Raw genomic sequence first — 15,256 nt, forward strand, 5'->3', positions numbered from 1 at the left:
GGTCCTGTGGAGGATATGCCGTGTGTTCCTCTTAGGACCGCACGTCCGGCTCCCGTTTACTGTACAAGCATTGGTGCAACGCTCTCCTCGTAAGCGGTGAGTGCGGTATCGATCACCTGGTGCATGTCGTAGTAGCGGTACGTGCCGAGACGGCCGCCGAACACCGTATTGCCCTCCTGCGCGGCCAATGCTTCGTACTGGGCGTACAGCGTCTTGTCGTCGTCGGTGTTCACCGGGTAGTACGGCTCGTCGTCGCGGGTCGCGAAGCGGCTGTATTCCCGCCATACCACCGTGCGTTCCGGGTTCTGTCGGTCGGCGCGTTCCGGATTGAAGTTCTTGAATTCGATGGCGCGGGTGTAAGGCACATCCTCGTCGGCGAAGTTCATCACCGGGCATCCGAAATGGTCGGCTTCGTCGTAGCGGACCTCTTCAAACTCCACCGTACGCCACTTCAGATCGCCCAAGGAATAGTCGAAATAGCGATCAATCGGACCGGTGTATACCACCGGCACTCCGGCCTCGCGCAGGGCTTCCTTGTTCAACGGCTGTGCGGTATCAAAGAAATCCACACCGAGGCGCAGTTCGATCTTCGGGTCTTCGATCATGCGCTCCATCCACGCGGTGTAGCCGTCAACCGGCAATCCCTCCCATGTGTCCTTGAAGTAACGATTGTCGTAGTTGAAGCGCACGGGCAGACGTTTGATGATGTCGGCGGGCAACTGGTCTGGCGCGGTCTGCCACTGCTTGGCGGTGTAATGCTTGATGAACGCCTCATACAGGGGTCGGCCGATCAGCGAAATACCTGTATCGTTAAGGTTAGCCGGATTGGTGCCCGCAAGTTCGCCGGCCTGTTCGGCAATCAGCGCCTGGGCTTCCTGCGGTGTGTAGTGCGCGTGGAAGAACTGGTTGATAGTGCCCAGGTTGATGGGCAGTGGGAACACTTCGTCGCGATGCGTGGTGTACACGCGGTGCACGTAGTTGGTGAACGATGTGAAACGGTTGACGTACTCCCACACGCGCTGGTTACTGGTGTGGAAGAGGTGCGCTCCGTACTGGTGGATTTCCGCGCCGGTTTCCTCGTCGAAACGGCTGTAGGCGTTGCCGCCGATATGGTTGCGAATGTCGATGATGACCACACGCACGCCTGCGCGTTCGGCTGCTTGCTGGGCTACGGTCAAGCCGAACAAGCCTGCCCCGACAATTACCAAGTCGGGGAATTCGCTTGTTGTGCTCATGTGATGTCCCTTCTCATACGGTGACGATTAATGCCGTGACGCGGTCCGCATGTCACTGCATGCGGCGGGCAGAGTGCTGTCGGCGCATGACATGCGGGAGAAAGCATCGGGCCTCGGACGCGTCGTATTGGTTTCGACCATAGCAAGGCATCGGACGTGCGCATGCCGTTCGCCGTGGTGCCGTTACAACTTATGCGCATTCGAAGCTATGAACGAGTTCGTGGTGGGGTGAAATAGCGGATGGGTGGGATCAAGTCATGACGTTCATATCAGTGGCTGCCCGACACGCGCGACTTACGAAGGTCCCCTTGTTCGTGTTACGGTTACGGCTGACTTTCGGAAACTGTGCGAGGTTTGCCATCGGCATATGATATCGGGCGTCGTGAGCGTGAAGCTTGGATCGCCTGGCTGGTCGTACGGTTTTTCTTTGCCGGCTCACGATGTGCGTCCGTCGATGATGTGCGTTTGTTGTTCGCTGCATAAGCATTTCCCTGTACAAGCCTGGCCGTGTAGGCCATAGTGAGAGAGGTTGATGCTGCCCGTGACTGAGCAGAATGTAGTGAAGAATCCCCATAAATTGATGACAGGTTTATATCTTGGCGCTTTTCTAGGCATGCTGTCAGAAACGTCGATGAATATTGCGCTGCCTGCGTTGTGCGATACATTTTCTATCACCGCAGGTACCGCGCAATGGATGGTGGTCGGATATATGCTCGCCATCGGCGTAGTGCTGCCCTGCGTTGGGTTTTTGCTCAAATGGGTGAAGGCAAAAGTGCTGATATTGGTGGCGTTGGGCTGTTTTGCCGTGGGGGCGGTGTTGTCTGCCGTTGCCCCAACATTCGCGCTATTGCTGTTCGGACGCATGTTGCAGGGGGTGAGCACGGGCGTGGTGCTGCCGACCATGTATGCGGTGATTATGCGCGTGTTCCCGGTGCGCCAGTTGGGTGCGGCCAATGGCGTGGCCGGTTTGGTCATCATGTTTGCGCCGGTGATTGGCCCGACGTTGTCTGGTGTGCTGATCGGGGCGTTTTCGTGGCGTGCGATTTTCGTAGTATTCGCGGTTGCTGCCGTGGCTGCGATGGTGTGCATCGCCGCATTCTTTGTTACGCCGATTCCGGTGACGCGGCCGAAGGTGGATGTGCTCTCGGTGATTGGCTCGGTGATTGGTTTCGGGTGTCTGGTTGCCGGCGTGAGCTTGGTCGCGGATATGGGTATGAGTCCATTGGTGATGTGCTTGCTGGTAATCGGTGTGGTGGTGTTGGCTCTGTACGTGTATCGCCAGTTGCATATTGCGTCGCCGTTGTTGGATCTGCGTGTGCTGGGCGTTGCTGAATTCCGTGTGCCTGCGATGATGGTGATGTGCTCGTTCGGGTGCACCCTGGCGGTGATGTATTTGGCTCCGCAGGAATTGCAGCGGGGTCTGGGATTGGATGCGACCGTGGCCGGCATGCTGATGTTGGCGGGCGGAGTGGTGAACGCCATATGCTCGTTCGTGGTGGGTCGTTTGTATGACTTCCATGGCGCGAAGTTGCTGTCGCGTATCGGCGCGGTCGTTGCCATTGTGGGCGCGCTCATGTTCGTCATGGTGGGCGTGCATACCGCTCCATGGTTCTTCGTGTTGGCGCATGTGGTGATGATGATCGGCATTCCGTTCATGCAGCAGTCGGTGCAGTCGGCTGCGTTGCGTGGATTGTCGCAGGAGCTTGCCGCCGATGGTTCTACGATTCTCAACACGTTGCAGCAGGTGTTTGGCGCGATTGCCACGTCGATCGCTACCTGTTTGCTTATGGCCGGCCAATCACAGTATGCGGCTAAGGGCGGAACGCAGGCGGCGCAAGGCTTCGTTGAGGGTTCTCGCTATGGCTATTGGTTCGCCATCGCGCTGATTGTGGTGGTGTTCTTGCTGTCGCTGGTGCTCAAGGAGCGCCGGCTTGACGATGTAGTAGGAGCATAAGGCCGCTGTTGGTTCTCCGGAATCATGCGCGCGAGTGGCGTTGGGCCGCAATAGGCGTGGTTGCGGGAATGAAGATGCCGAGCGGATGCACTGCTTCTGAAGGCGAATTTCTCCCTTTTCCTGGTTCGCCCGAGACTAGATGGGGTAGAGAGACGGATAGATAGGATCTTCTGCTCTCTCCCCATCGGCGGTGGCTGTGTTCATCTGCGCCGCTGGATGAAGTTGTGCTTTTACCCCGTTGGTGGGGCTGGTTTTGTGTGCTTTTTCCGTCTCGTAGGGCGAAATTGTGCTGTTTGTGCACTCTAACTGGGCTTTGGTGGCTTGTGGGAGTGTGGTTTGTGCACATTTTGGTGTTCCGGGTGGGGTGTTTTCACATGTTCCAGGCCTTATCAGTGGGGTATTTGCACATGTTGGCTGGCGCGTCTTGCCGCCGCGCCGTAACAGTGAGGTAACAGCACATTGTGAATCTCCGCAGGTGACGCATATGCACACTGTGGCGTCAGACTTTATGGCGTTGCGCTGGTCTGGGGATGGTGTACACTAGGCAGAGCCTCCATGTGGCGTTATGTCACCCAACTCCCCCAGGGCAGGAATGCAGCAAGGGTAAGTGGCCTCTGACGGGTGCGTGGAGGTTTTTCATACTCTCCTTACTTCCGAGTTTCCATAGACTCTGTGGCTATTGGCGTATGCGCAGGTATGGGTGTTTTGTTGAGCCTGATGGTCTGCCAGCAGCGCGTATTGGGGTGCGCTGCATTGTGGGGCATACCAGTTGGGGTGCCGTATGAGAGCGCGCAATGTGTTGGTCCGGCCGACGGATTGTGCGCCCATCGCGTGTGCTCGCATTGTTGATTTGTGCAAGTTTGCTTGGGGCTTGCCGTGTAGCGGCGTATTCGGCGGGGAGAGGACGTAGAGTTTGAGTCATGACCGATGAACAGCAACCCGTGGTACATGACCCTCAGGCTCCGGTGAATATGGTGGCGCAGGCTTCCGCTCAGTCCGCTGCGCAGCCAGCTTCTCTGTCCTCTGGACAAGCGGCGCCGCCCGCGCCGCCGGTTGCTGGCGATTCGTTGAATGTGCCGTTGATGGTGCCGACCGTGGGGGAGTCGACCAGTCGTGACGAGCGTAAGGGGACATTCCCATTCGCGTCAAAGCCGGTTGTGCAACCCCAGGAATCCCAGCCAGTCGCGCTGCAATCGATCGCATCCCCGTCGCAACCCGCATCTTCTCCGATGCCGTCTGCTGGTCGGCCGGTATTCTCCGGTCAAGGCTCGGTGTTTGTCGTAGCGGACGAGTCTGCGTCGGCGGGAGATGTGGAACGTGGCTTGGCGCGTCTTGATCCGCTTACTCGCCGTCCGCGCGTGTCCACGACTGTATTGTGCGTCGTGTGTGCGGTGGTGATAGTGGCGCTCGCGTTTGGCGTGTGGTGGCTTGGCGTATGTACGATGGATGGTCAAAGTTTCGATGATATGGCCACGATGTCGTATGCCAAGTCGATGCCAGGTTGGTTATCGTCGCGTATGTGGCCGTTGAGTAAGTCCATGGTGGTGTTTGCGGTTAGCGGGCTGATGGCTGTGGTGGCGGTATTGGTGGCTGTGATGCGCAAGCGTTGGTGGTTGCTGGGACAGATGGCTGCGTTTGCGGCGGCGGTGCTGGCGGTTGCTCACTGGCTGAAGCCGGCGTTGCCGCGTCCATTCATTATTAACGTGCAAACGGCGACGCATAATTCAGCGCCTTCGGGGCATGTGATGATTGCGGCGGCGGCGTCGATGTTGTTGCTGTTTGCGGTGGGCCGTGCGTGGCGAGCGGCTTGTGCCGTGTGGGGGTTGCTGTTTACTGCGGGTGTGGGTCTATCAGTAGTGGTTGACCGTTGGCATCGTCCGACTGACGTGGTGATGGCGGTGTTGTTGGTTGGCGGCATGTCGTTGCTGATGCTGGCTGCTACGCGTGGTTCTGGGATGGATGCGCCGGGCGCGCGTATGTCGTCGGCGAGCGTGCAGATTGTGGGCAGTGTGATGATTACTGCCGGTGTGTTGGCGTGCGCGTATGCCGCGTATATGGTGTGGCAGGTGTTGCCGGGATTGTCGTTGAGTGCGCAGTGGGCGCTCGGCGGCGTGGTGGCGAGCGCGACGTGGGCTATGTTGGGCGTGATGGCGTTGATGTTTGGCTTGGTGTTGGCGTTGAGGCAGCTGTCTGCCGCGCCGTTGACGAAGCTTGGTTTGGTGGGTGCGCCTCCTGCTCCGCCGCGAGGATAGGATAGAAAACGGATAAGCTGTATCAAGACGGTAGTAATGGTATAGATGGTGTTATCGTCTGCGAATGGCGCGTGGCTGGTTGTTTGGCGCTTACACGCGGTGTTCGCGGCTCGCAATGTCGCGTGGCTATGATGACCTTGCGAGACAACACAACCAGAAGGAGCGGCAATGACGACTGGGAGCAGGCTGGTTATCGTGGAGTCCCCGACCAAGGCGCGCAAGATTGGCGGTTATCTTGGCAGCGGGTACACGGTGATGGCGTCGGTCGGTCATATTCGTGATTTGGCGCAGCCGAGTCAGGTTCCTGCGTCGGATAAGGAGCGGTTTGGCCGGTTTGGCGTGGATGTCAATGATGGGTTCAAGCCGTATTATGTCGTGGGCGCGGATAAGAAGCGCACGGTGGCGGATTTGAAGTCGGCGTTAAAGGATGCCGACGAGTTATATCTGGCTACTGATGAGGATCGTGAGGGTGAGGCGATCGCCTGGCATTTGGTGCAGACGTTGAAGCCTAAGGTGCCGGTGCGTCGTATGGTGTTCCATGAGATTACGCCTGAGGCGATTGCCGCGTCTCTCGAGGCCACGCGTGACGTGGATGCGCATATGGTGGATGCGCAGGAGACGCGCCGCGTGGTGGATCGTTTGTATGGCTATGAGTTGTCGCCGGTGTTGTGGCGCAAGGTTGGGCCGGGGTTGTCGGCTGGACGTGTGCAGTCGGTGGCGACTCGTTTGATTGTGGAGCGTGAGCGTGAACGTATGGCGTTCGTGCGCGTGCCATATTGGGATGTGACCGCGTCCCTGCGGGCGTTGGATGCTGCTGGTGAGCGCACGACGTTTGATGCGCGTATGGTGGCGCTTGATGGCAAACGTTTGGCGGGGTCTAAGGATTTTGGCGCGGATGGAGTGCTGGTGCCGGCTGCGGCGCGCGAAGAGGTTCGCCATCTGGATGAGTCGGTGGCGGGTGAGCTGGCGCAGGCGTTGCGTGAGTCGTCGTTTACGGTGACGTCGATGGAAACGAAGCCGTATCGTCGGCGTCCGTTGCCGCCGTTTACCACGTCGACGATGCAGCAGGCGGCTGGCAACCGTCTTGGCATGAGTTCGCGGGCCACGATGCGTGCGGCGCAGGGTCTGTATGAAAACGGTTACATCACCTACATGCGTACCGATTCGGTGACATTGTCGCAGGAGGCGATTGCGGCGGCGCGTAAGGCCGTCGAGGAGCAGTTTGGCCGGCAGTACCTGTCGGAGGCGCCGAAGCAGTATGCGACGAAGACGGCAGGCGCGCAGGAGGCACACGAGTGTATTCGTCCGGCTGGCGCCACGTTCCGGGCGCCGCAGGAGTTGGCGTCGGTGCTGCCGCCGGATCAGTTGAAGCTATATACGTTGATCTGGCAGCGCACGTTGGCGTGTCAGATGGCGGATGCCACGGGTTCGACGGCTACGGTGAAGTTGGCCGCGCAGGCTGGTTCGCTGGGCGAAGCGGTGTTCCAGGCGTCCGGCACGGTGATTGAGTTCTTTGGTTTTATGCGGGCGACCGGCGAGGGGCGTCGTGCGGCGAAGCCTGCCGGTGAGGTAGCGGAGCGCGCGAAGTCGGAAGATGATCAGTCGTCGTTGCCGCCGTTGACGTCCGGTGATGTGTTGCAGGCCGAGTCGGTTGAGGCGGATGGTCATGAGACGCAGCCTCCGGCACGATATACTGAGGCGTCGCTGGTCAAGACGTTGGAGGCCAAGGAGATTGGCCGTCCGTCGACGTATGCGAGCATTATTTCCACGATTATCGACCGCGGTTACGTGTATGAGCGTGGGCGGGCGCTGATTCCGTCGTGGCTGGCATTTGCGGTGACGAAGCTGTTGGAGACGAAGTTCCCGCAGTATGTCGATTATGAGTTCACCGCTGACATGGAACATGGGCTTGATGACATTGCGCACGGCAAGGATAGCGGGCGTGATTGGTTGACGCGCTTCTATTTTGGCGTGGGCGATGATGCGGCGCATTCGCGTGAGGATGTGCATGATGGTTTGCAGCAGCAGGTAGCCCAGTTGGGTGAGATTGATGCGCGTGCCATCAATACGATTGCGATTGGCGAGGGCTTGCAGGTGCGGGTTGGTCGTTACGGCCCATATTTGGAGGATACGACGCAGCTGGATGCGGAAGGCAATGCGAAGCGTGCGGCGATTCCCGATACGCTCGCGCCTGACGAGCTGACGGTGGCGGTTGCCCATGATTTGATTGAGCATCATGCCGGCGGCCCGCGTGAGCTGGGTGTCGACCCGGCGACGGGTGGCACGGTGGAGGTGCGCAACGGTCGTTTTGGTCCGTATGTGGCGTTGGTGATGCCGCAGCCGCAGGAGGATTCCGAGCAGGGCGACAAGGCCGAGAAGAAGGCGAAGAAGAAGGCTGATGCGGCGGAGCGTCCGAAGATGGCGTCGTTGTTCAAGACGATGGATCCGGAAACGTTGACGTTGGATGATGCGTTGAAGCTGCTGCATTTGCCCCGCGAAGTCGGTCGGTTCGACGAAGTGGATGGCGAAACCGGCGAGCTGCGCGAGGCGGTGGTCGAGGCGAACAATGGTCGTTATGGCCCGTATTTGACGAAGACTGTGGGCGAAGGCAAGGCGGACACGCGTTCGCTGGGCAGTGAGGATGAGATCTTCACGGTGACGTTGGATCAGGCGAAGGAACTCTTTGCGCAGCCGAAGTATGGTCGTGGACGCGGCCGTGGCACCGCGAAGCCGCCGCTGCGTGAGTTGGGTGCCGATCCGGAAACCGGCAAGCCCGTCACCATTAAGGATGGGTTCTACGGCGCGTATATTACGGATGGCGAAACCAACCGCACGCTGCCCAAGCAGTATACACCGGAGTCGATTGAGCCTGCGGAGGCATTCCGTTTGCTGGCGGAGAAGCGCGCTGCGGGTCCGTCGAAGCGTCGCACGCGCAGTACTGCGAAGAAGTCGACCGCCAAGAAGACAACCAAGTCGACTGCCGCGAAGAAGACGACTAAGACAACCACGAAGAAAACCGCCACGAAGTCTACGGCCACAACCGCCGCGAAGAAGGCGTAGGAGCGTAGACGATGGCGCAGCATACGGGGTTGTTCGTTTCCTTCGAGGGCATTGACGGCGCGGGGAAAACCACGCAGGTGACTCGTTTGCGTGATGCTATGCAGGCTTGCGGCCGCGAGGTGGTGGTGACCCGAGAGCCGGGAGGCACGGCGTTGGGCGTGCAGATTCGTCGTATGCTGCTGCATGGGGTGGCGGCCGCTGGGCAGACTGACGCTGCGGCGGATATTGCTCCGCGTGCCGAAGCCTTGCTGTTTGCCGCCGATCGTGCGCAGCATGTGGCGCAGGTGATTCGCCCCGCATTACAACGTGGCGCGGTGGTGATTACCGACCGCTACTTGGATTCGTCGCTGGCGTATCAGTCCGGCGGCCGCGAACTGACGGCCGAGGAGATTCGCCATTTGAGCATGTGGGGTACCGGCGGTTTGCTGCCGGATCGCACGTATGTGCTTGATCTGGATCCTGCGTTGGCGCGCCGCCGCCGTGCGGGGCAGGACGATCGCATGGAATCGGCTGGCGAGGATTTTCACCGTCGTACGCGCGAAGCGTTTCTGGAGTTGGCGCGAAGCGAGCCGGAGCGGATGCGTGTGGTGGATGCCAGTGGTGACGCCGACGCGGTGTGGGCGCAAATCGAATGTGATGTGAGAGGCTTGCTATGAGCGTGTGGGACTCGATTGTCGGTCAGCAGCGTGCTGTGGAGCTGTTGCGTGCCACCGCGCAGGGCGATCCGGGTTCCATCGCGCAGTCGTGGCTAATTTGTGGGCCGGCCGGCTCGGGACGTTCCAATATTGCGCGCGCGTTTGCCGCCGCATTGCAAAGCGAAGATCATGGCATGGGGGATGTTCCGTCTGCGGTGACGAGTCAGGTGCTGGCAGGCACGCATCCCGATGTGACGGTGCTGGCTACCGACAAGGTCACGATTAGCATTGATGAGGTGCGCGAGCTTATCGACAAGGCCGATGAAATGCCGTCGACCGCGCCGTGGCGCATTATGATCATCGAGGACGTGGACCGTATGCAGGAGCGTACGTCCAACGTGTTGCTTAAGGAGATTGAAGAGCCGAGCGAGCGCACGATTTGGCTGTTGTGTGCACCCAGTGCGCAGGATGTGTTGCCGACGATTCGTTCTCGCACGCGTATTGTGAATCTGGCGTTGCCGCAACCGCAGGATGTGGCAAGGTTTTTGGTTGATGCTTGTGGGGCTGAACCGGCGGTGGCGTCCCGTGCGGCACGTCTTGCCGAGGGGCATATCGGTATTGCGAAGTTGTATGCCACGGATGATGCGGTGTTGGCTGACCGTGATGAGCTGGTGGTTGGTGTGCTGTCGATGCGCCGCGCTTCCGAAGCGGTGGTGTTGGCGGGGCGTTTGATCGATTCGGCGCAGGCACAGGCGCAAGCGGAGGTTGATGCTCAGGCGCAGGCTGCGGAAGCGGAGTTCCGCCGCGTGCATGGGTTGGGGGAGAAGGATCGTGTGCCGCCGAAGTTGCGTGGCGCGTTGCATGAGATCACCAAGAAGGATGAGTTGAAGCGTAAGGCTACTCGCCGTTCGCGTGATGTGTTGGATCGTGCGTTGACGAGTATTGCCAGCGTGTATCGTGATGTGATGGTGATGCATCATGGTGCCGACCGTATTTCGGGGTTGATTAATGCGGAGAACGCGAATGCGGTGGCGGAGTTGTCGTCGCGGTTGCGTCCGCAGGATGCTGTTGACCGGTTGGAGCGGATTGAGGTGGCGCGTCGCCGTCTTGCGGGCAACGGCAATCCTACGTTGGTGTTTGAGGCGTTGTTGTGCGCGTTGTTGCCCGCGCCTTCTCGCCGGTAGCCTTCTCGTTGTTAGGCGTTGGCGCATCTAGGTTTGCTGTGCATTGTTATGTGTGGTGATGTCGCTGTTTTGCTGCGCTTTCTCGTGATTTGAGGTGTCGTCTTTGTGGTTTCGTGGTTCGACACGCCGATAAGACATTATGATGATATGACGATATGATGTATTCGCGTATTCGCTGCTGCCGCGACTGGCTGCGGCGCACTGCGCAGGCAAGACATGCGCTTGGGCAAGCGTATGGAGTGATCGTCAGGAAACGCAAGGAGGCATCGTGCTTGGTCAGTATCTCAACGCCGATGACATCGACTATAGGCAGTCCGTGGCCGATTGGAAGGAGGCCGTGGATATCGTTGCCAAGCCACTGCTGGAACGCGGCACCATCACCCCGGATTATGTGACGGCTATCAAGTCGTCCATTGCCGGACCGAATGGAACGTATATCGATCTTGGCGGCGGTGTGGCGTTGGCGCACGCCCGTCCTGAAACTGGTGTGGTGCATACGTCGCTGTCCGTCATGCATGTGACGGAAGCGTTTCTGCTTGCCGATGATCCCGCCCATCCCATTACGACCATGTTCTGCCTGGCGGCCCAGGACTCCAATTCCCACATCGAATTGATGCAGGCGTTGGCTGGTCTGCTGACGGATCAAGCTCGTCGCGAGCGTCTGGACGCCGCGCGCAGCGTTGAAGACCTCGTTGAAGTGTTATGTAAGTAGCGTTTGGCTCTAAGGAAAGGTATACCTATGAAGATTTACACCGCATGCAGCACTGGTCTTGGCTCAAGCTTCATGACCCAGCTCAACATCGAAAAGGCGTTGGGAGAGCTTGGCGTCACTGGTGTGGAAACCGATCACACCGATATCGCGTCGGTTACGGAAGGGACCTGCGACGTGCTGTTCGTTGGCCGTGATATCGCCGAAGCGGCCGAGGGCAAGGGCGATGTGGTGGTGCTCGACAGCCTGATCGATATGGATGAGATCACCGCCAAGGTGGCGGCGGCGTTGGAACGTCATGGCATCGAAGTGCCCAACAAGTAAGCATTGAGATATAGCGTAAAAAGGAGAGCTTGAATGAACGGTGTGCTGTCGTTGCTGCTGGATATTTTCCGGCAGCCGTCTGTGATTGTCGCGTTGATTTCGTTGATTGGCCTTGCGGTGCAGCGCAAGAAGGCAACCGATATCATGAAGGGTACGATTCGTACGCTGGTCGGATTCTTGGTGTTGGCCGCCGGCGCGACGGTGGTGTCCGATTCGTTGACACCGTTCGGTGACATGTTCCAGCACGCGTTCCACGTGCAGGGCGTAGTCCCCAACAACGAGGCCATTGTAGGCACGGTGTTGGTGAAATACGGTTCAGAGGCGGCGTTGATCTTCTTCTTCGGCATGATTGTGAACATCATCTTGTCGATGACGTCTCGTTTTAAGTACATCTACTTGTCGGGCCACGTCGCGTTCTATATGGCAACGATGGTTGCCGTGATCTTCGAAGTGGCGAAGTTCCCGATGTGGGGCGTATTGCTGTGGGGCTCGATCGCGCAAGGTTTGATCGTGACGATTTCCCCGGCTCTGGTACAGCCGTTTATGAAGAAGGCCACGGGTACGAACGATGTGGCTTTGGGCCATACCGGCGGTGCCGGCATTGCCTTGGGCGGATTGGTCGCGCGTCTGACCAGCTCGAAGAAGCATCCCTCGAAGTCCACGGAGGAGATCAAGTTCCCGGCCGGCTTGGGTTTCTTGCGTGACACCACTGTGTTGATCGCGTTGTCAATGGCGGTTATTTATGTGATCGTTGCGCTGTTCGCCGGCCCGCAGTACATTGAAACGAAGTTGAGCGATGGTCAGAACTTCATTGTGTTTGCGATTTTGCAGGCGGCTACGTTCTCGGCCGGTGTGTTTGTGATTCTCGCTGGCGTCCGCGTGGTGTTGGGTGAGATTGTTCCGGCATTCAAGGGCATTAGCGAGAAGCTGGTGAAGAACGCCAAGCCGGCGCTCGACGTGCCGATGACGTTTACGTTTGCTCCGAATGCCGTGCTGATTGGCTTCCTGTCGAGTTTTGTCGGTGGCATTGTGGGCATGACCATTATGGCGGTTTCGGGGACGACGATCATCATTCCTGGCATTGTCGCCCACTTTATGACTGGTGGTGCCACTGGCGTGATCAGCAATGGTCAAGGTGGCCGTCGCGGCTGCATCATCGGTTCGTTTGTCAACGGTTTGGCAATTACGTTCCTGCCGCTGTTGCTGCTGCCGGTGCTGGGTGACTTGGGCATGGCGAACGCCACGTATTCGGATGCTGATTTTGGCGTGGCCGGTGCGCTGCTGGGCTACACGAATCAGTATGGCGGTCAGACTGCATTGATTGTTGCCGTGGTGGTTGCCGTGGTCCTGTTCTACGCGGCGTCGCTGCTGATGTCCCGTCGTGACCGTGCCAAGGCCGATGCTGCTGCGGATGAAGCGTAAAGTGTTATACGTGTAACACGAAGTGGTGTTCCGCCCGGGACGGTTGATTGCCGGCCTCGGGCGGAACAACTGTCGCATAGTGATGTGTGGCGGGCCTCAATGAGGAATGGGGAAAAAGTTCGTATGGTTGCTGGCGTACCGAAATATGTGTCGGTGAGGGATAATTTGCGGTTGCGCGCCCAAGCTATGGAAGTGGGTGAACAGCTTCCGCCCGAGCCGGAACTGTGTCAGCAGTATAACGTCAGTCGTATTACGTTGCGTCACGCCATCGGCGATTTGATTCAAGATGGTTTGTTGGTTCGCGAGCAGGGGCGCGGGACGTTTCGGGCCGAAGGCAATCGTGAGACGCAGCGGGAGGTGATCAGCGACCATATTCGGGGGTTTTATCGCCAACAGCAGGAGCTGGGGAATGTGGTGGCGACGTCGGTGGTGTCGAACACGGTGGTGCGGGATGCTGCCGCGGCGGCGAGGTTGGGGTTGTCGGCGGATGACGATTTGATTCGTTTGGAACGGCTCCGTTATGTGTCCGGCGTGCTCAAGCAGCATGTGGTGACGTACTTGGAAGCCAAACGGTTTTCCAAAGTTTTGGATCATGATTTTTCCAGCGGCTCGCTGTATGGATTTTTGGAACAAGCGTATGCGGTTCATATGGTGGAAAACGAAGTGGTGGTGCGTATTGAGCCGTTGGGGGAGAAGCTTGCGCAGATATTTGGTGTCAGCGAGGGTTGTCCGACGTTGGCCATGGATTCCACGGTGGTCGATGGATTCGGCTCGATAATTGCTTTTGGCACGGCTTTGCACGCGCCCTCTCAGGCGGAAATTAAGTTCATTATTCGTGGCCGGAAAGATGTCGGACCGGTTGCGCATTAGCGCTGGCGGGAACGGTATTTCTACGGCTATGCATATGCCGTTGAGACGTTTAGTGGATGGTCGATTGTCGTTGGGCGACGTTCACTGGTAGCGCCAATCGTAGGGGTGATTCTTTGGTGCCTTCGGTTGGGATTTGGGGGTCGAGGATTCGCAACGCCTCGGAGGCTATCCGGAGGTATGGCGGCCGCATGCTGGTGAGGGGCACCATGAGTGTGGGGCATTGCGGTTGGTCGCCGATGCCGATGACCTGCACATCTTCGGGAACCCGGACTCCCAGCGCGAGCAGAGCGGCGAGCGTGCCTGCGGCGATGCGGTCATTGGTGCATACTATGGCATCGGGGTATTGTCCGCTACCGTCGAAGATGCGCATGGTGGCTTCGTAGCCGTGTCGCGAAGTAGCTTTGCCGAATTGGGTCCAATCGGAGGCGGTGGTGAGATGGAGCGCGCGCACGCAGGTTTGGAAGGTAAGCAGTGTGTTGGCGGCGTTTGTCGAGTCGATGGTGCCTCCGAAGAGCGCTATTTCATGGGCGCTATGTGTGGTGAGGTAGGCGAGTGCGAGCTCGATGGCATCGGCTTCGGTGATGCCTATCCATGGGATGCGGTCATGCAGTGGTGTTCCGCCGACTTGCAGGACGGTGGTGACTTCGGCTGCGCGTATGGCTATCTGCGGTAGGGATGAGGAGGGGGCGAGGATGACTAGTCCGTCGATTTTGCGCTTGATTAATGTCTGGATGCGTTCGGCTTGGCTGGTCGGATTGTCGCTGATGCTGAGCAGCAATTGTTTGCCGCGGGCATGGGCGGCCGGTTCGAAGTGATCGATGAACGCGGCCGCGAAGGGATCGGTAAGCGAGGTGGCGATGACGCCGATAGTGTTGGTGACGTCGCTGCGTAGGGCGCTGGCCGCGAGGTTGACTGAGTAGTTGAGGTCGGCTGCGGCTTTGCGCACGCGTCGGGCGATGTCGTCGTCCTTGGTGCGTCGTCCCGAGAGTACGCGCGATACGGTGGCGGTGGACACGTTGGCGACCGCGGCGACGTTGGCGATGGATGCCGGTGACGTGTGTTCGCTGTGATTGGCCATGAGTGCTCCGGTGCGACGGTGTGTATACGCCGTGGCTTACGGGTGGCGTGCGCCGTTGGCGTAATGGTTGGTTGGGTACGTAGGCATTATACGAAGATGCCGTCAACCGTGGTGCGCCACAGTTGACGGCATCTCATGCATGATAAGGCATCATTCGGAGGCGGTCAGGCTGGCGAGCAGCTGATCGGCGACGGTCTCGGCGTTGTCGCCTTCGACGGTGAGGGTGACGCTGTCGCCCTGCTTCACGCCCAGGCCCATGATGGACAGGATCGAGTTGGCCGGGACTGCGGCGCCGTCGCCCTTGGCGATGGTGACGGTGCAGCCGGAAGCAGCGACGGCTTGTGCGAACGCGGCAGCCGGACGGGCGTGGATGCCGACGGGATCGTTGATGACGGTGGTGCGAGTTGCCATGAGCACTCCTTCGTTATGGTCATATACGTGTTTCGTGCCGCGGGGGTCTAGATTCCTTGACGCTGCGGCGTTTCTTCATAATAGCACTTATATGAGAAAACCCCGAAAACGTTTACCGTTGC

General features: G+C 58.9%; 12 protein-coding genes and 1 other RNA gene. 10 read left to right on the plus strand and 3 right to left on the minus strand.

Annotated elements, in window-relative coordinates; all coding sequences use genetic code 11:
• Positions 1-56: 56 nt before the first annotated feature.
• Positions 57-1,235, minus strand: a complete 1,179-nt coding sequence (gene glf, locus AC1AWK_RS00545) for a UDP-galactopyranose mutase (protein ID WP_476567379.1) — start codon at positions 1,233-1,235, stop codon at positions 57-59.
• A 541-nt stretch (positions 1,236-1,776) separates the two neighbouring features.
• Between glf and AC1AWK_RS00550 the strand changes: the two genes are divergently transcribed.
• From AC1AWK_RS00550 to AC1AWK_RS00595, 10 genes are all read left to right on the plus strand, one after another.
• Positions 1,777-3,189: an MFS transporter gene (locus tag AC1AWK_RS00550; RefSeq protein WP_476567380.1), complete on the plus strand. Its 1,413-nt coding sequence runs from the start codon at positions 1,777-1,779 to the stop codon at positions 3,187-3,189.
• 544 nt (positions 3,190-3,733) lie between these two features.
• Positions 3,734-3,830: signal recognition particle sRNA small type (gene ffs, locus AC1AWK_RS00555), an RNA gene on the plus strand.
• Positions 3,831-4,109: 279 nt separating this feature from the next.
• Positions 4,110-5,441 carry a phosphatase PAP2 family protein gene (locus AC1AWK_RS00560; RefSeq protein ID WP_476567381.1) on the plus strand — a complete coding sequence of 444 codons (1,332 nt, stop codon included), beginning with the start codon at positions 4,110-4,112 and terminating at the stop codon, positions 5,439-5,441.
• Between the two features lie 168 nt (positions 5,442-5,609).
• Positions 5,610-8,501 carry a type I DNA topoisomerase gene (gene topA, locus AC1AWK_RS00565; protein WP_476567382.1) on the plus strand — a complete coding sequence of 964 codons (2,892 nt, stop codon included), beginning with the start codon at positions 5,610-5,612 and terminating at the stop codon, positions 8,499-8,501.
• An 11-nt stretch (positions 8,502-8,512) separates the two neighbouring features.
• Positions 8,513-9,157: a dTMP kinase gene (gene tmk / locus AC1AWK_RS00570; protein WP_476567383.1), complete on the plus strand. Its 645-nt coding sequence runs from the start codon at positions 8,513-8,515 to the stop codon at positions 9,155-9,157.
• Entirely contained in the window at positions 9,154-10,320 is a 1,167-nt protein-coding gene (locus tag AC1AWK_RS00575; RefSeq protein WP_476567384.1) for a DNA polymerase III subunit delta', read from the plus strand. Before tmk ends, AC1AWK_RS00575 begins: the two co-directional genes overlap by 4 nt.
• 268 nt (positions 10,321-10,588) lie before the next feature.
• Entirely contained in the window at positions 10,589-11,032 is a 444-nt protein-coding gene (locus AC1AWK_RS00580) for a PTS sugar transporter subunit IIA (protein ID WP_476567385.1), read from the plus strand.
• 27 nt (positions 11,033-11,059) lie between these two features.
• Positions 11,060-11,353 (plus strand): PTS sugar transporter subunit IIB, encoded by a 294-nt coding sequence (locus AC1AWK_RS00585; RefSeq protein WP_476567386.1) that lies wholly within the window; start codon positions 11,060-11,062, stop codon positions 11,351-11,353.
• Between the two features lie 33 nt (positions 11,354-11,386).
• Complete coding sequence (locus tag AC1AWK_RS00590) at positions 11,387-12,775, plus strand: PTS ascorbate transporter subunit IIC (protein WP_476567387.1); 1,389 nt, start codon at positions 11,387-11,389, stop codon at positions 12,773-12,775.
• Positions 12,776-12,898: 123 nt separating this feature from the next.
• The gene (locus AC1AWK_RS00595; RefSeq protein WP_476567388.1) at positions 12,899-13,645 is read left to right on the plus strand and encodes a GntR family transcriptional regulator; all 747 of its coding nucleotides are present in this window, start codon (positions 12,899-12,901) and stop codon (positions 13,643-13,645) included.
• Between the two features lie 49 nt (positions 13,646-13,694).
• On the opposite strand, the gene AC1AWK_RS00600 is transcribed toward AC1AWK_RS00595, so the two are convergent.
• Both AC1AWK_RS00600 and AC1AWK_RS00605 read right to left on the minus strand, forming a co-directional pair.
• Positions 13,695-14,723 (minus strand): LacI family DNA-binding transcriptional regulator, encoded by a 1,029-nt coding sequence (locus AC1AWK_RS00600; protein ID WP_476567389.1) that lies wholly within the window; start codon positions 14,721-14,723, stop codon positions 13,695-13,697.
• Positions 14,724-14,873: 150 nt separating this feature from the next.
• On the minus strand, positions 14,874-15,134 hold the full coding sequence (locus AC1AWK_RS00605; RefSeq protein WP_476567390.1) for an HPr family phosphocarrier protein: 261 nt from the start codon (positions 15,132-15,134) through the stop codon (positions 14,874-14,876).
• Positions 15,135-15,256: the final 122 nt, after the last annotated feature.

The organism is Bifidobacterium sp. LH_491 (assembly GCF_056356495.1).